Annotated in this window: 13 protein-coding genes; 7 read left to right on the top strand and 6 right to left on the bottom strand. The window is 70.2% G+C overall.

From position 1 onward, the window contains the following. Positions 1-190: 190 nt before the first annotated feature. Entirely contained in the window at positions 191-1,273 is a 1,083-nt protein-coding gene (locus ACIQ87_RS35385; RefSeq protein WP_402415165.1) for an inositol-3-phosphate synthase, read from the bottom strand. A 126-nt stretch (positions 1,274-1,399) separates the two neighbouring features. After that, positions 1,400-2,086, bottom strand: coding sequence for a PadR family transcriptional regulator (locus ACIQ87_RS35380; RefSeq protein ID WP_402415162.1), 687 nt, complete (start codon positions 2,084-2,086; stop codon positions 1,400-1,402). Between the two features lie 519 nt (positions 2,087-2,605). Here ACIQ87_RS35380 and ACIQ87_RS35375 point away from each other — a divergent pair. Together ACIQ87_RS35375 and ACIQ87_RS35370 are read left to right on the top strand one after the other, a co-directional pair. After that, the gene (locus ACIQ87_RS35375; protein WP_402415159.1) at positions 2,606-5,071 is read left to right on the top strand and encodes a transglycosylase domain-containing protein; all 2,466 of its coding nucleotides are present in this window, start codon (positions 2,606-2,608) and stop codon (positions 5,069-5,071) included. Between the two features lie 262 nt (positions 5,072-5,333). Continuing rightward, positions 5,334-6,911 (top strand): glycosyltransferase family 87 protein, encoded by a 1,578-nt coding sequence (locus tag ACIQ87_RS35370; RefSeq protein ID WP_402415156.1) that lies wholly within the window; start codon positions 5,334-5,336, stop codon positions 6,909-6,911. 139 nt (positions 6,912-7,050) lie between these two features. Here ACIQ87_RS35370 and ACIQ87_RS35365 read toward each other — a convergent pair whose 3' ends face one another. The 3 genes from ACIQ87_RS35365 to ACIQ87_RS35355 form a co-directional block, all read right to left on the bottom strand. Next, the gene (locus ACIQ87_RS35365; RefSeq protein WP_402415153.1) at positions 7,051-8,085 is read right to left on the bottom strand and encodes an alanine racemase; all 1,035 of its coding nucleotides are present in this window, start codon (positions 8,083-8,085) and stop codon (positions 7,051-7,053) included. A 13-nt stretch (positions 8,086-8,098) separates the two neighbouring features. Beyond that, a complete protein-coding gene (locus ACIQ87_RS35360) occupies positions 8,099-9,217 on the bottom strand; it encodes a lipid II:glycine glycyltransferase FemX (protein ID WP_402415150.1) in 1,119 nt (372 codons plus the stop codon). A 248-nt stretch (positions 9,218-9,465) separates the two neighbouring features. Continuing rightward, a complete protein-coding gene (locus tag ACIQ87_RS35355) occupies positions 9,466-9,765 on the bottom strand; it encodes a hypothetical protein (RefSeq protein WP_392868643.1) in 300 nt (99 codons plus the stop codon). A 319-nt stretch (positions 9,766-10,084) separates the two neighbouring features. On the opposite strand from ACIQ87_RS35355, the gene rpsF reads away from it, so the two are divergent. The 4 genes from rpsF (at position 10,085) to rplI (ending at position 11,857) form a co-directional block, all read left to right on the top strand. Beyond that, positions 10,085-10,375, top strand: coding sequence for a 30S ribosomal protein S6 (rpsF, locus tag ACIQ87_RS35350; protein WP_188298654.1), 291 nt, complete (start codon positions 10,085-10,087; stop codon positions 10,373-10,375). 96 nt (positions 10,376-10,471) lie between these two features. Continuing rightward, positions 10,472-11,077 carry a single-stranded DNA-binding protein gene (locus ACIQ87_RS35345; protein ID WP_402415147.1) on the top strand — a complete coding sequence of 202 codons (606 nt, stop codon included), beginning with the start codon at positions 10,472-10,474 and terminating at the stop codon, positions 11,075-11,077. A 79-nt stretch (positions 11,078-11,156) separates the two neighbouring features. Next, complete coding sequence (rpsR, locus tag ACIQ87_RS35340) at positions 11,157-11,393, top strand: 30S ribosomal protein S18 (RefSeq protein ID WP_030059640.1); 237 nt, start codon at positions 11,157-11,159, stop codon at positions 11,391-11,393. A gap of 17 nt (positions 11,394-11,410) precedes the next feature. Further along, on the top strand, positions 11,411-11,857 hold the full coding sequence (rplI, locus tag ACIQ87_RS35335; RefSeq protein ID WP_402415144.1) for a 50S ribosomal protein L9: 447 nt from the start codon (positions 11,411-11,413) through the stop codon (positions 11,855-11,857). 75 nt (positions 11,858-11,932) lie between these two features. Here rplI and ACIQ87_RS35330 read toward each other — a convergent pair whose 3' ends face one another. Next, entirely contained in the window at positions 11,933-13,273 is a 1,341-nt protein-coding gene (locus ACIQ87_RS35330; protein WP_402415142.1) for an MATE family efflux transporter, read from the bottom strand. 578 nt (positions 13,274-13,851) lie between these two features. Between ACIQ87_RS35330 and dnaB the strand changes: the two genes are divergently transcribed. Continuing rightward, positions 13,852-15,336, top strand: a complete 1,485-nt coding sequence (gene dnaB, locus ACIQ87_RS35325) for a replicative DNA helicase (RefSeq protein ID WP_402415171.1) — start codon at positions 13,852-13,854, stop codon at positions 15,334-15,336. The last annotated feature ends 16 nt before the right edge of the window (positions 15,337-15,352 follow it).

The raw sequence follows: 15,352 nt of genomic DNA, 5'->3' as shown, positions 1-15,352 counted from the left end.
CTTCACAGGCCCCTGGGCCGTCCGGTCCCTGCGGATCTCGAAGTCCAATGCATCCCCTGAACTGGGATGTTGCAACGACTCCTAGAACCCAAGGGAGACCGTGGGCCCTTCCTGTGAGCCACGGGGGCGGTCCGGAGAGCTTCGAACGTCGAACCTCAGACTTCGGACCGGTCCCTCAGCGCTCGAACGCTCAGCGCTCGACCTCGCCGCGGATGAACTTCTCGACGTTCTCCTTGGCCTCGTCGTCGAAGTACTGCACCGGCGGGGACTTCATGAAGTACGAGGAGGCCGAGAGGATCGGGCCGCCGATGCCGCGGTCCTTGGCGATCTTCGCGGCGCGGACGGCGTCGATGATGACACCGGCGGAGTTCGGGGAGTCCCAGACCTCCAGCTTGTACTCCAGGTTCAGCGGGACGTCGCCGAAGGCCTTGCCCTCGAGGCGGACGTAGGCCCACTTGCGGTCGTCCAGCCAGGCCACGTAGTCCGAGGGGCCGATGTGGACGTTCCTGGCGCCCAGCTCGCGGTCGCGGATCTGCGAGGTGACGGCCTGGGTCTTGGAGATCTTCTTGGACTCCAGGCGCTCGCGCTCGAGCATGTTCTTGAAGTCCATGTTGCCGCCGACGTTCAGCTGCATGGTGCGCTCGAGGATGACACCGCGGTCCTCGAACAGCTTGGCCATCACGCGGTGCGTGATGGTCGCGCCGACCTGGGACTTGATGTCGTCACCGACGATCGGCACGCCGGCCTCGGTGAACTTGTCCGCCCACTCCTTGGTGCCCGCGATGAACACCGGCAGGGCGTTCACGAAGGCGACCTTGGCGTCGATGGCGCACTGGGCGTAGAACTTGGCCGCGTCCTCGGAACCGACGGGCAGGTAGCAGACCAGGACGTCGACCTGGCGGTCCTTGAGGACCTGGACGACGTCGACCGGCGCCTCGTCCGACTCCTCGATGGTCTCCAGGTAGTACTTGCCCAGGCCGTCGAGGGTGTGGCCGCGCTGGACGGTCACGCCGGTCGGCGGCACGTCGCAGATCTTGATGGTGTTGTTCTCGCTGTTGCCGATGGCGTCGGCCAGGTCGAAGCCGACCTTCTTGGCGTCGACGTCGAAGGCGGCGACGAACTCCACGTCACCGACGTGGTAGTCACCGAACTGGACGTGCATCAGCCCGGGGACCTTGCCGGCCGGGTCGGCGTCCTTGTAGTACTCGACACCCTGCACCAGCGACGCGGCGCAGTTGCCCACGCCCACGATGGCTACGCGAACCGAACCCATTCCGGTTGCTCCCTGTGATCTCATGAGGACCGCCGGGGTCGGCGGAACTCGTCCTGCTTCTTCGATGACTGCATGTACGGGCGCGAGGCGCCCGATCCTGCCGCGCGGCACAGGGCTGGCGCGGTGTCAGCGCTCCTGGGCGGAGCGCCCCGGGCGGTCGTACGGTGGACCGGACGGGTCCTGGGACCCGCCCTCCTGGCCACGGCCGTCCGAAGTCTTGTGAGGGCCGGCGGCATCGGTGCCGGCCCGGCCGGTGCGGTTGGACCGCTCGGTCTCGATCAGCTCGTTGAGCCAGCGGACCTCGCGCTCCACCGACTCCAGTCCGTGCCGCTGGAGTTCGACGGTGTAGTCGTCGAACCGTTCGCGGGCACGGGCCAGCGAGCTGCGCATCCGCTCCAGCCGCTCCTCCAGCCGGCTGCGGCGGCCCTCCAGGACGCGCATCCGCACGGCCCGGTCGGTCTGGCCGAAGAAGGCGAAGTGCACGCCGAAGTGCTCGTCCTCCCAGGCGTCCGGGCCGGAGTCGGCGAGCAGCTCCTCGAAGCGCTGCTTGCCCTCGGCGGAGAGCCGGTAGACGATCTTGGACCGCTTGCCGTTGAGCGCGGTGGCCGGGACGTACTCGACGTCCGGGTTGTCCTCGACCAGGAAGCCCTGGGCGACCAGGTTCTTCAGGCAGGGGTAGAGCGTCCCGTAGGAGAGCGCGCGGAACGTCCCGAGCAGGATGTTCAGCCGCTTGCGCAGCTCGTAGCCGTGCATCGGGGCGTCATGGAGCAGTCCGAGGACGGCGAACTCCAGCACTCCTGAGCGCCTGCCCATTGCCGTCCTCCTCCTCCCGCTCGACGTCCGTCCGGCCGTCGCATTCGGCGGTATTCCGCTTCGATGTATCGGCTCGATATATCGAGAACAGTAAACCCGGCCCCGGGCAGGGGCAAGAGGGGCACGCGTGAATGTGATCACAAGCCGACGCGCGGGTGGGGTTGGCAACGGGCGTGTAATGATCTGTCGTTGTTTTGTGCCCATTGGCAACTGATGTCCGATTAGTTGTATTTCAGTGCTGCGTACGCTGTCGCGTGTGCACGAGGACCACCTCCGGGATCAGGGCGGTTTTGCGGGCATCGGACGTGAACCCTGCCTTCAGGCTGGAAACGCCTGGCGAGGAGTAGCTGGAAGATGAGCGAGCGACGGCGAAGGACGCCCAACCCGGGCGGTGACGGGCAGCAGCCCCCGGGAGGCGGCGGCCGTCGGGGCGGTGGCCAGGGGCCCGACGAGCTGAGCTCGGACGGTGTCAACCGGCGACGCCCCTCGGGGGGCAGGGAGACCGCACAGCAGCCCCGGATGACCCGTGCGGAGATGCGCAAGGCTGCCCAGAAGAAGGGCAAGGGGGGTGACAAGCGCGGTCCCGCCGCGGCCTCCGCCGCCGCGGCCGCCGGCCCCGGCAAGAAGCGCTTCATCGACTACCCGCGGTTCGGCAAGACCGGCGTCCGGCGCTGGCTGCCGTCCTGGAAGCAGTGGCTGAGCGGCTTCCTGCTGGTCTTCGGCTGCTTCGTGGGCCTGGTGTTCTACCTGTACCAGACGACCCAGGTCCCCGAGCTGAACGCCCTGGTGAACAACCAGAACACCATTTACTACTGGGCCGACAGCACGGAGATGACCCGCAAGGGCCAGACCAACCGTCAGATCGTCGAGCTCAACGACATCAGCCCGAACCTCCAGAACGCCGTCATCGCCGCGGAGAACAAGAGCTTCCGGACCGACAAGGGCATCGACCCCAAGGGCATGCTCCGCGCCGTGTACAACATGGCGAAGGGCGGCGAGACCCAGGGCGCCTCGACGATCACCCAGCAGTACGTGAAGAACGCCTACCTGAGCCAGGAGCAGACGCTCACCCGCAAGGTGCGGGAGTTCTTCATCACGCTGAAGATCAACCAGGACAAGGACAAGAACGAGATCCTCAAGGGCTACCTGAACACCAGCTGGTTCGGCCGCGGCGCGAACGGCGCCCAGGCGGCCGCCCAGGCGTACTACGGGGTGGACGCCAAGGACCTCAACGTCTGCCAGAGCGCCATGCTGGCCGGACTGCTCAAGGGCGCGACGTACTACGACCCCACCAACCCGAACAACAAGGAACGCGCCCAGGGCCGGTGGAACTGGATCCTGGACCAGATGGTGGACACCAAGGCCATCACCCCGGACGAGCGCGCCAAGTGCAACGTGTTCCCGGACCCGATCCCGCAGAAGCCCAGCTCCAACATGAACGGCGAGATCAGCTACCTGGTCGACACCGCCAACAAGTACGTGATGGCCACCGACAAGACGATCACCCAGCAGATGATCGACCGGGGCGGCCTGAAGATCTACACCACCTTCGAGAAGGACAAGGTCGACGCCCTGAAGACGGCCGTCGACCAGGTCAAGGCGGAGAACCTCAACCCGCAGAAGCGGCCGGACAACGACACCAACATCCAGTTCGGCTCCGCCAGCATCCGTCCCGGCGACGGTGCGATCGTCGCCCTCTACGGCGGCGACGGCGTGGAGAACGGCCACTTCGACAACAACGCCGACGCCACCGGCGTCCAGGTCGGCTCGACCTTCAAGCCCTTCGTGCTGGCCACCGCGATGCAGACCGGTGTGCTCACCGCGAAGGACGACAAGGGCAAGCCGAAGCGGATCAACGCCGACAGCCGCTACCTGGCCGACGACATGTCCGAGATCCACAAGCCGGACGGCTCGCTGGTGATCGGCGACGACGGCAAGCCGTACCGGCAGAAGAACGAGGACGCCGGCAAGCGCGGCTACGTCTCGCTGCGGCAGGCCATGCAGTACTCGTACAACGTGCCCTTCGTCCAGCTCAACCAGGACGTCGGCGGCCAGAACGTGGCCGACATCGCGGTGCAGATGGGCATCAAGAAGGAGAGCCTCGCCGACCCGAAGACGGCGACCTTCCCGCTCGGCACCTCCACCATCAGCCCGATCCGGATGGCCACCGCCTACGGCACCCTGGCGGCCAGCGGCAAGGAGTCCGAGCCGTACTCGGTCACCAAGGTCGAGGTGAGCGGCGTGGAGCGCCCGGGCTTCGGCAAGAAGGACCCCAAGGTCGCGCTGGAGCCGGCCGTCGCCGACAACGTCACCGACGTGCTGGTGAACGTGGCCGTGAACGGCACCGGCAAGAAGACGAAGGACCTGGGCCGCCCGGTGGCCGGCAAGACCGGTACCACCGACCAGAACAAGTCGGCCTGGTGGGTCGGCTACACCCCGCAGCTGGTGACCAGCGTCGCGATGTGGCGCGAGGACCCGGCCAAGCACGAGCGGCAGTCGCTGAACGGCACCGGCGGCAAGGAGTCCATCCACGGTGGTGACATCCCGACGGACGTCTTCACCCGGTACATGAGGGCCGCGCTGGCCAACGAGAAGAAGATGGACTTCCCGACCCCGCAGCCGGTCGGCACCGAGGTGGACTCCTCCGGCGCGCCGTCCACCAACAGCCCGTCGGCGACCCCGAGCGCGACCGACACCCCGTCGGCCCCGGCGCAGACCCAGGCGCCGGCGCCGCCGGTACAGCCGCAGCCCACCCAGACCTGCGTGCCCGGCGTGGACTGCCCGGGTGACCCGCCGAGCACCAAGCCGACCAAGGACCCGCACCCGAGCAACACCTGCCTGCCGGTGGTCGGGTGCCCGACGCCGCCGGCGCCGACGGACAGCACCACGCCGGGCGGCGGCAACGGCGGCCACAACGGCGGAGGCGGCGGCAAGCCGACGCCGAGCAACACCGGTGGCCTCCAGGGCGTCCCGGCCGGGCAGTAGCCCGGGCCGGGCGGAACCCGGAACGGCGGTGGCGGTCCTCCCCGGAGGGCCGCCACCGCCGTTTTCCGTCGGGGCCGTCGCCCCTCCGTCGCCCCTCGGCCGCCCCTGTGCCGTCTTCCGTCGCCGTTCCGCCGGGGGCGTCGCCGCCGACGGGACCGCTGCCGGATTCGTCACGATTGGCACACCCGCCCGCCGTACCGGGGCGCGGACCGTTGCGGGGGCCTCCTCGTCCCGGCGGGATCGGTGCGGCAGGATGTCCGGCATGACGTCGAGCGATCGTGACGAAACCGCCGGCCCGGTCGGGTCCGGCGCCGCCGCAGGGCCCCTCCCGGCTGCCGTCGCCACGGCCGCGCCGGCGGCCAACACCGTCGTCGTCCCGGCCGACGAGGACCCGGTGGCGGCGGCCGGCAGCGAGGTGTTCGGCGGGCCCCCCGGCCGCCGGGCGCTGCTCGGCGTCTCCTGGTGGATCCCGGCGCGCTTCCTGGCGCTCGCGGTGATCGTGGTCTCGGTGCTCGGCATGGTGCAGAAGCTGCCCTGCTACGAGCAGGCCTGGTTCCAGCCGGGCTCGCCGCAGTACATCCACGCCTGCTACAGCGACATCCCGCACCTGTTCTCCGGACGCGGCTTCGCGGCCGGCCTGCACCCGTACGTGGACCGCATCCCGGGCTCCTCGGGGGACCTCCAGTACCTGGAGTACCCGGTGCTGACCGGCCTGTTCATGCAGGTCGCGGCCTGGCTGACGCCCGGTGGCGGGGACCGGCAGAGCCAGGAGCAGTGGTTCTGGGCGATCAACGCCGGGATGCTGATGGCCTGCGCGGTGGTCGCCGTGGTGGCGCTCTCGCGCACCCACCGGCGCCGCCCGTGGGACGCGCTGCTGTTCGCGCTCGCCCCCGTCCTGCTGCTCAACGGCACCGTCAACTGGGACCTGCTCGCGGTCGCCCTGGCCGCCGTGGCGATGGCCTGGTGGGCCGGCGCCCGGCCGGGTTGGGCCGGCGTCTTCATCGGCCTGGCCACCGCGGCCAAGCTCTACCCGCTGCTGCTGATCGGCCCGCTGCTGGTGCTCTGCTGGCGGGCCGGCAAGTGGCGCGAGTTCAGGGTGATGCTGGGCGGCGCGGTCGGCTCCTGGCTGGTGGTCAACCTGCCGATCATGCTGGCCAACTGGCGGGGCTGGTCGACCTTCTACGTGTTCAGCAAGCACCGCGGCGAGGACTACGGCTCGTTCTGGCTGATCCTGATGCAGCGCCGCGGCTCCGGGCTGGCCGACCTCGACGTCTACATCGGCGTGCTGATGGTGCTGGGCTGCCTGGCCATAGCGTGGCTCGGCTTCTCGGCCCCGCGCCGGCCGCGCCTCGCCCAGCTGGCCTTCCTGGTGGTCGCGCTGTTCGTGCTGGTCAACAAGGTGTACTCGCCGCAGTACGCGCTCTGGCTGCTGCCGCTCGCGGTGCTGGCCCGGCCGCGCTGGCGGGACTTCCTGATCTGGCAGGCCTGCGAGGTGCTCTACACCCTGGGCATCTGGTCCCACCTGGGCCTGGTCACCGGCTCCAAGCAGCACGGGATCAGCGAGGGCTGGTACCACTTCGCGATCGGGCTGCACCTGCTGGGCACGCTCTACCTGGTCGCTCTGGTGGTCCGCGACATCCTCCACCCGGACCGCGACCCGGTCCGCTGGGACGGCAGCGACGACCCCTCCGGCGGGGTGCTGGACCAGGCCCCGGACGTGGCCGTGCTGGGCACCGCCCGCCGGCTGCGCGAGGAGGAGAGCTACGCCGCGTACGCGCCGGCCGGCCCCGAGCAGTGGCTCGACGAGCCCGGACTGCCGGAGCCGGCCGAGAAGGCCTAGGCCTTCTCGCGAGCGAGCCGAAGGGCGGCGCCGGTGCCGAAGGGGAGAAGCGACAAGCGAGGTACGAGCGCCGGAGCGCCGACCGTCGGCACCGGGTCGGCGCGGCCTGGAGGCGAGCCGAGCGCCAACAGGGGAGTGCTCAGCGGTCCACCACGCGGTCGAAGTGCGTGGTGGTGTGCCGGACCTGGAGGCCGAGCTCCTCGCCGATCGCCGGGGGCTTGGTGTCCCCGTCCAGGAACAGCAGCGAGACCTGCATGTGCGGCGGCTCGGCGAACCACAGCTGCTTGCCGGCCCAGTGGAACGGCGACTTGGTCTTGTTGACCGTCGCCAGGCCGGCCCGGGCGATGCCCTTGGCCCGGGCCCCCATGCTCGCCACGTACTTGGGCGCCTCCAGGCCGATGCCGTGGGCGGTGCCACCGGCGACCACCAGGATGTGGCCGTCGGCGGGCGCCGGGTGCTGGCGGTAGCCGTAGCGCTCGCCCTTCTGCAGCGGGGTGACGTCCAGGACGGTGGCCCGGACCTCCAGCGCGGCGTGGTCGCCCAGCCAGAGCCGGGTGCCGATCCGGGCCCGGAAGACCGTCTGCGGGTAGCGCTGGGCCAGCTGGTCCATGCCCGCGGCGCCGAGGTGGCTGACGAACACGGTGTGCACCGGGATGCCGGCCGCCTGGGCGGTGTCCACCCAGTAGGCGACCTCCTCGACCGGGCTGGAGCCGTCCGGCCGGTCCATCGGCAGGTGCAGCGCCAGGCCCTCGAAGCTGACGCCCTCCAGCTCGGTGGCGACGGTGCGCAGGTCGGCCGCGCTCACGCCGTGCCGGCGCATGGTGGTCATGCACTCCACCACCACCCGGGCGCCGTGCAGGGTGCGGAGGGCGTCCACCGAGGCCACCGTCCGGATCACCCGGGCGTGCGGCAGCGGGAGCACCTCCTCGCCGACCCGGTACGGGGTGAGCACCAGCAGCTCGCCGCCGTACCACTCGGCGGCGTCGGCCGCCTCGTACGCGGTACCGACGGCGAGCACCCCGGTGCCCAGCAGCGTCGCCTCCTCGGCCAGCCGGTGGTTGCCCAGGCCGTAGCCGTTCCCCTTGGCGACCGGCACCAGGCCGGGGAACTCGGCGAGGACGGAACGCTGGTGGGTGCGCCAGCGTTCGGTCTCGAGGTAGAGCGACAGCGTCATCGGGTCAGCCTCCTCAGCGGCGGGACATGTAGAGGTCGAGGGCCTTGTGCAGCAGCTTGTTGAGCGGGAAGTCCCACTCGCCGAGGTACTCGGCCGCCTGGCCGCCGGTGCCGACCTTGAACTGGATCAGGCCGAACAGGTGGTCGTTCTCGTCCAGGGTGTCACTGATGCCGCGCAGGTCGTACACCCCGCCGCCCAGGGCGTAGGAGTCGCGCATCATCCGCCACTGGATGGCGTTGGACGGCTTGACCTCGCGCTTGTGGTTGGCCGAGGCGCCGTAGGAGTACCAGACGTGCTCACCGACCACCAGCATCGTGGTGGCGGCCAGCGGCTCGCCCTCGTGGTAGGCGATGTAGAGCCGCATGCGGTTCGGGTCCTCGGCCACGAGGGCCTTCCACATCCGCTGGAAGTAGGCCAGCGGGCGGGGGGTGAACTTGTCGCGCTCGGCGGTGACCAGGTAGAGCTGGTGGAAGATCGGCAGGTCGTCGTAGCCGCCCTGGATCACCTCGACGCCGCTCTTCTCGGCCTTCTTGATGTTGCGGCGCCAGAGCTGGTTGAAGTTCTTGTGGATGTCGTCCAGCGAGCGGTTGGCCAGCGGCACCTGGAAGACGTAGCGGGGCTGGACGTCACCGAAGCCGGCGCCGCCGTCCTCGCCCTGGAGCCAGCCGGCCTTGCGCAGCCGGTCGGCCACCTCGAAGGCGCGGGCCTCGTACCAGTCGGCCTCGATGTCGCGCAGCCGCTTGGCCTGCTTGGCGGCGATGGCCTCCTTGATGGTGGGGGCGTTCCAGCGGCGGATGACCACCGGCGGGCCCATCTTCACCGAGAACGCGCCCTGCGACTTGAGGTGGGCCAGCATCGGGGAGAGCCAGCGGTCGAGGTCGCGGTCGAACCAGTCGATGACCGGGCCCTCGGGCAGGTAGGCGAGGTAGCGCTTGAGCTTGGGCAGCTGGCGGTAGAGGACCAGGCCCGCGCCGACGAGCTGGTCGGCGTCGTCGAACCAGCCGATCGACTCGGACCGCCACTCGGCCTTCACGTCACCCCACGACGGCACCTGCATGTGGCTGGCCGAGGCGCGGCTCCTGATGAAGGCGAGGTGCTCCTCGCGGGTGATCGTCCTCAGGCGCAGGCTCATGTGCTCGGTGCTCCTCGTCGGTCGGGCTGCGGTGGCCCCAGGTTCTCGGGCTGACCTTATCGTCCGGGGCTCGGGCGCCCGCCGCTGCGGGCACGGCGCCGCCCCCGTCGGGTACCTGTCTTCTCTTGCAGATACGCGACGGGGGCGGCGAGGGTTCCGGACGGGCCCTGTGGGTTCGGTCCCAGTGGGGCGAAGGGGTGGGCGGGGTTCGGGCGGGGACGCCGGCGCGGGGGCGGTCCGGGGGAGGGTCAGCCCCAGAGGCCGCCGCGGGCGATGCCGAGGTAGAAGCCGATGGCGGCGGCGCCGAGTGTGATCATCAGGACGAAGCGCTCGGCGGTGGTGACCGAGACGAACATGCCCCACAGACCCGTGATGATGCCGAACAGGCCGGTCCACGAGGTCAGCAGGTGCAGGTTGTGGAAGAACGAGGTGGTGAAGGCGATCACGCCCAGCAGGGCGGTGATGCCCACCAGGGCGTTCTCGCGGGGGTGCGGGTGGCCGTCGGTGTTCAGCGTGAGGGCGGGCATGCGGTGGACGGACTGGGCCATGGGTCCCACCTCCTGGCGTGGAGACGAACGGGCAGGGATCCCGTTCCGTCCAGATTGCGGTGCTTGGGCCGCTCTCACAACCCCTATGCGTTTTGTTCGGCCGTCCGAGTGCGGGTAGGCTGTGCCGTCTGCACTGGTGTAGTTGTGCCCCCTTTGCACCCTCTTCCGGGTGACACCCGTTCCGGGTGGAGCGGGGCCGACTGTCCGACCCGGCCGTTACGGTGGGCCGGAGTCGTCACTGCTCCGGTGCCGACGCTACGCACAACCCTCCTGCCACGGAGAGACCGTGGCCGCTGAGTCCAAAGGAGGTGGGTTACTCATGCGTCACTACGAGCTGATGGTCATCCTCGACCCCTCGGTCGAGGAGCGCGCTGTCTCCCCCCTGATCGAGAGCTTCCTCGCTGTCGTCCGCAACGCGGGTGGCAAGGTGGAGAAGGTCGACACCTGGGGTCGCCGCCGTCTGGCTTACGAGATCAACAAGCAGTCCGAGGGCATCTACTCGGTCATCGACCTCAAGGCCACGCCTGAGGTCGTCAAGGAGCTCGACCGCCAGCTGGGCCTGAGCGAGTCGGTTCTGCGGACCAAGGTCCTGCGCCCGGACACCCACTGAGCCACCTCTGAGGCCTTCGGGTCTCGGGTAGCTCGCGTCCGCTGTTTCACGTGAAACAGCGGTGAACGGACATCTTCCCGAGAGGTCATCACCACCATGGCAGGCGAGACCGTCATCACCCTCGTCGGCAATCTCGTCGACGACCCCGAGCTGCGCTTCACCCCGTCGGGTGCGGCGGTCGCGAAGTTCCGCATCGCGTCCACCCCCCGCACCTTCGACCGTCAGACGAACGAGTGGAAGGACGGCGAGAGCCTCTTCCTCACGTGCAACGTCTGGCGGCAGCCGGCGGAGAACGTGGCCGAGTCGCTGCAGCGCGGCATGCGCGTCATCGTGCAGGGCCGACTGCGCCAGCGGTCTTACGAGACCAAGGAAGGCGAGAAGCGGACGGTCTTCGAGGTCGAGGTCGACGAGGTCGGCCCGAGCCTGCGCTCGGCGACCGCCAAGGTCACCCGGGCCAACCGGTCCGGCGGCCCCGGTGGCGGCTTCGGCGGCCAGCAGGGTGGCGGCCAGGGCGGTGGCAGCTGGGGCGGCGGCGGTGGCGGCCAGCAGGGCGGCGGTGGCTGGGGTGGAAACTCCGGCGGCGGCCAGTCCGGCCCCTCCGACGACCCCTGGGCCTCCGGCGCCCCGTCCGGTGGAAACCAGGGCGGCGGCTGGGGTGCCCCGTCCGGTGGCAGTGGCTACTCGGAAGAGCCCCCGTTCTAAGAGCTGACAGATTTCGTGCGGCCCGGCAGCCGGCGTCCCCGGACGCCCGCCGGACCGTGAACCCCAAATGGAGCACACAATGGCGAAGCCGCCTGCTCGCAAGCCGAAGAAGAAGGTTTGCGTCTTCTGCAAGGACAAGGTCAACTACGTTGACTACAAGGACACGAACCTGCTGCGGAAGTACATCTCCGACCGCGGCAAGATCCGTGCCCGTCGGGTGACCGGCAACTGCACCCAGCACCAGCGTGACGTCGCCACGGCCGTGAAGAACAGCCGTGAGATGGCGCTGCTGCCCTACACCAGCACCGCGCGCTAAGAGAGGGTGACCAAGTAATGAAGATCATCCTCACGCACGAGGTGCCGGGTCTCGGTTCCGCCGGCGAGGTCGTCGAGGTCAAGGACGGCTACGCCCGCAACTACCTGGTCCCGCGTGGCTACGCCATCCGCTGGACCAAGGGTGGTCAGAAGGACGTCGACGCCATCCGTCGCGCCCGGAAGATCCACGAGATCCAGACCCTTGAGGCCGCCAACGAGGTCAAGGGCCAGCTCGAGGGCGTCCAGGTCAAGCTGGCCGTCCGCTCGGGCGACGCCGGCCGTCTGTTCGGCTCGGTGACCCAGGCCGACGTCGTCGAGGCCATCAAGGCCGCCGGCGGCCCGGCGGTGGACAAGCGCGCCGTCGCGATCGCCTCGCCGATCAAGACCGTGGGCTCCCACAAGGTCTCGGTCAAGCTGCACTCGGACGTCGTGGCCAAGCTCGACGTCGCCGTCGTGGCTGCCTGAGCTCCGTAGCCAAGGCCCGAGGGCCGGACTCCTCCGGGAGTCCGGCCCTCGGTCTTTTCCGGCCGGGCCCCGCCCTCAGCCGCGCACCGCTCCGGTGACCAGCCACTTGCCGCCGCGGGCGCGCCAGACCAGGAAGCCGGCCCGCAGCAGCATGAACAGGTTCATCGCCCACCAGAGCCCGGCCAGTCCGGTGCCGGTGGCCGGCACCGCCAGGGCCACCGGGACGAACACCGCCAGGGTGGCGAGCCCGGCCCAGGCCAGGTAGGGGCCGTCGCCGGCTCCCATCAGCACGCCGTCCAGCACGAAGACCAGGCCGGCCACCGGCTGGGTGAGCGCGAGCAGCAGCAGGGCGGTGTCCAGCTGGGCCCGGACGACCGGGTCGGGCGTGAACAGCGGGACGTACAGCGGGCGGGCGAGCACCACCAGCAGGCCGAGCACCAGCCCGGAGACGATGCCCCACTCGACCATCCGCCGGGTGGCGGCCCGGGCGCCGGGGGCGTCCGAGGCGCCCAGGTAGCGGCCGATGATGGCCTGGCCGGCGATCGCGATGGCGTCCAGCGCGAAGGCCAGGAAGTTGAACAGCGCCATGGTGATCTGGTGGGCGGCCACCTGGTCGTCGCCGAGCCGGGCGGCCACCGCGGTGGCGGTCATCAGCACCGCGCGCAGGCTGATCGTCCGGACCAGCAGCGGGCCGCCGGCCCTGGCACCGGCCCGGATGCCCACCGGATCCGGCCGCAGCGAGGCCCCCTCCCGGCGGGCGCCGCGGACCACCACGACCAGGTAGGCGGCGGCCATCCCGGTCTGGGCGAGCACGGTGCCCCAGGCCGAGCCGGCCACCCCGAGCCCGGCGCCGTACACCAGGCCGGCGTTCAGGCCGATGTTGGCGGCGAAGCCCGCGACCGCCACCACCAGTGGTGTGCGGGTGTCCTGGAGGCCGCGCAGCACCCCGGTGGCGGCGAGCACCATGAGCATCGCGGGGATGCCCAGGGAGCTGATCCGCAGGTACGTCACCGCGTGCGGCGCGGCGGTGGCCGAGGCGCCCAGCGCGTCGGCCGCCCAGGGGGCCAGCAGCAGGGTGAGGAGGACCACCGGGACGGCCAGGCCCAGCGCCAGCCAGATGCCGTCGACGCCCTGCTGCACGGCGCCCCGGCGGTCCCCGGCGCCGATCCGGCGGGCGACCGCCGCGGTGGTGGCGTAGGCGAGGAAGACGAACACGCCGGTCGCGGTGGAGAGCGCGGCGGAGGCGACGCCCACCCCGGCCAGCTGGGGGGTGCCGAGGTGGCCGACGATCGCCGAGTCGGCCATCAGGAAGAGCGGTTCGGCGACGAGCGCGCCGAAGGCCGGGACGGCCAGGGCGAGGATCTCCCGGTCGTGCCGGCGGCGCGAGGGAGCCGGGGTCGGGGGCGAGGCGGTCATGGGCACCAGGCTACTCATCCACAGGTAATGGATGTAAGTGCCTGATGCCTATTACTCGAAATCTTGAGCGGCGTGGTTCGCCCGCTCTGTGCCCACAGCCGTTCGGAGGTGTGTGAAGAATTTCTCATGCACAGGCCCGGGACGGGGTAATCCCAGGTCAACAGGTTGACGGTGGATCGATCGTCCGGTTATCCACAGGGACGTCCACAGGGGTGTCCACAGCTTTGCGGCAGTTCTCCACAGGACGGGGCCGCTCATCCACACCCCCTGTGGATAACCGCCTTGGCGCAAGGGCGTCCGGCGCCTTAGCGTGGGCCCTCCGCCCGACACTCCCGCCGCCCCCGGCGTCCGATTTGTCGGAGCCGTGGCGTACAAAGAGGATCGGATCCGCTCCACCCAGCCACCGGCAAGCCCGCTCCAACTTCGCACCACTCGCTGATCGGGGAACACGCGTGACCGGCCCCCAGTACGACGACCACGACGCCCCGCCGCCGGAGGATGACTGGCAGACCACCGAGGACCCCTTCCCGGTCGGCGCCTACGACGACGCCCCCTTCCCGGACGGCCCCGGTGACCGGCTGCCGGTCTCCCGCAACCGCGGCGAGGACCGTCAGGGCGGTGGCCGCGACGGCTTCCAGAAGGGCGGCAAGGGCGGCTTCCAGAAGGGTGGCAAGGGCGGTCGGCCCGAGGGCGGCTGGCAGCGCCGGGACGAGGGCGACGGCGCCGGCGCGGTGGACGGCTTCGAGCGCGTCCCGCCGCAGGACCTGGACGCCGAGAAGTCCGTCCTCGGCGGCATGCTGCTCTCCAAGGACGCCATCGCCGACGTGGTCGAGGTGCTCAAGCCGGCCGACTACTACCGGCCCGCGCACGAGATGGTCCACGGCGCGATCCTCGACCTCTACGCCCGCGGCGAGCCGGCCGACCCGATCACCGTGGCCGGCGAGCTGACCAAGCGCGGCGAGCTCCAGCGGGTCGGCGGCGCCGCGTACCTGCACACCCTGGTCAACTCCGTCCCGACGGCGGCCAACGCCGAGTACTACGCCCAGATCGTGCACGAGCGCGCGGTGCTGCGCCGACTGGTCGAGGCGGGCACCCGGATCGCCGGCATGGGCTACGCGGCCGAGGGCGACGTGGACGAGATCGTCAACGCCGCCCAGGCGGAGATCTACGCCGTCACCGAGCAGCGCACCAACGAGGACTACGCGCCGCTCGCCGACATCATGGAGGGCGCCCTCGACGAGATCGAGGCGATCGGCTCCCGGCAGGGCCAGATGTCCGGAGTGCCGACCGGCTTCGCCGACTTCGACCAGCTCACCAACGGGCTGCACCCGGGCCAGATGATCGTCATCGCGGCCCGCCCCGCGATGGGCAAGTCCACGCTCGCGCTGGACTTCGCGCGGGCCTGCTCGATCCACCACAAGCTGCCGAGCGTGATCTTCTCGCTCGAAATGGGCCGCAACGAGATCGCCATGCGCCTGCTCTCCGCCGAGGCCCGGGTGGCGCTGCACCACATGCGCTCCGGGAACATGACGGACGACGACTGGACCCGGGTCGCCCGGCGGATGCCGGACGTCAGCGAGGCGCCGCTGTTCATCGACGACTCGCCGAACCTGTCGATGATGGAGATCCGCGCCAAGTGCCGCCGGCTGAAGCAGCGCAACGACATCAAGCTGATCGTCATCGACTACCTCCAGCTGATGCAGTCCGGCGGCTCCCGGCGGGCCGAGAACCGTCAGCAGGAGGTCTCGGACATGTCCCGAAACCTCAAGCTGCTGGCCAAGGAGCTGGAAGTCCCGGTCATCGCGCTCTCCCAGCTGAACCGTGGCCCCGAGCAGCGCACCGACAAGCGGCCGATGGTCTCGGACCTCCGCGAGTCCGGCTCGATCGAGCAGGACGCCGACATGGTCATCCTGCTGCACCGCGAGGACGCCTACGAGAAGGAGTCGCCGCGCGCGGGCGAGGCCGACCTGATCGTCGCCAAGCACCGTAACGGTCCGACCGCGACCATCACGGTGGCCTTCCAGGGCCACTACTCGCGCTTCGTCGACATGACCCGGGACTGAGCCGGCCCCGGCCCCG

Origin of the sequence: Kitasatospora sp. NPDC096204 (assembly GCF_044763205.1) — a bacterium.
Lineage (GTDB): Bacteria > Actinomycetota > Actinomycetes > Streptomycetales > Streptomycetaceae > Kitasatospora.
This window is presented reverse-complemented; position numbering and strand designations above follow the sequence as displayed.

Bases quoted from the DNA above. Each gene is read 5' to 3' on its own strand.
- ACIQ87_RS35385 (WP_402415165.1), bottom strand. From the start codon at position 1,273: ATGGGTTCGGTTCGCGTAGCCATCGTGGGCGTGGGCAACTGCGCCGCG.
- ACIQ87_RS35380 (WP_402415162.1), bottom strand. From the start codon at position 2,086: ATGGGCAGGCGCTCAGGAGTGCTGGAGTTCGCCGTCCTCGGACTGCTC.
- ACIQ87_RS35375 (WP_402415159.1), top strand. From the start codon at position 2,606: ATGACCCGTGCGGAGATGCGCAAGGCTGCCCAGAAGAAGGGCAAGGGG.
- ACIQ87_RS35370 (WP_402415156.1), top strand. From the start codon at position 5,334: ATGACGTCGAGCGATCGTGACGAAACCGCCGGCCCGGTCGGGTCCGGC.
- ACIQ87_RS35365 (WP_402415153.1), bottom strand. From the start codon at position 8,085: ATGACGCTGTCGCTCTACCTCGAGACCGAACGCTGGCGCACCCACCAG.
- ACIQ87_RS35360 (WP_402415150.1), bottom strand. From the start codon at position 9,217: ATGAGCCTGCGCCTGAGGACGATCACCCGCGAGGAGCACCTCGCCTTC.
- ACIQ87_RS35355 (WP_392868643.1), bottom strand. From the start codon at position 9,765: ATGGCCCAGTCCGTCCACCGCATGCCCGCCCTCACGCTGAACACCGAC.
- rpsF (WP_188298654.1), top strand. From the start codon at position 10,085: ATGCGTCACTACGAGCTGATGGTCATCCTCGACCCCTCGGTCGAGGAG.
- ACIQ87_RS35345 (WP_402415147.1), top strand. From the start codon at position 10,472: ATGGCAGGCGAGACCGTCATCACCCTCGTCGGCAATCTCGTCGACGAC.
- rpsR (WP_030059640.1), top strand. From the start codon at position 11,157: ATGGCGAAGCCGCCTGCTCGCAAGCCGAAGAAGAAGGTTTGCGTCTTC.
- rplI (WP_402415144.1), top strand. From the start codon at position 11,411: ATGAAGATCATCCTCACGCACGAGGTGCCGGGTCTCGGTTCCGCCGGC.
- ACIQ87_RS35330 (WP_402415142.1), bottom strand. From the start codon at position 13,273: ATGACCGCCTCGCCCCCGACCCCGGCTCCCTCGCGCCGCCGGCACGAC.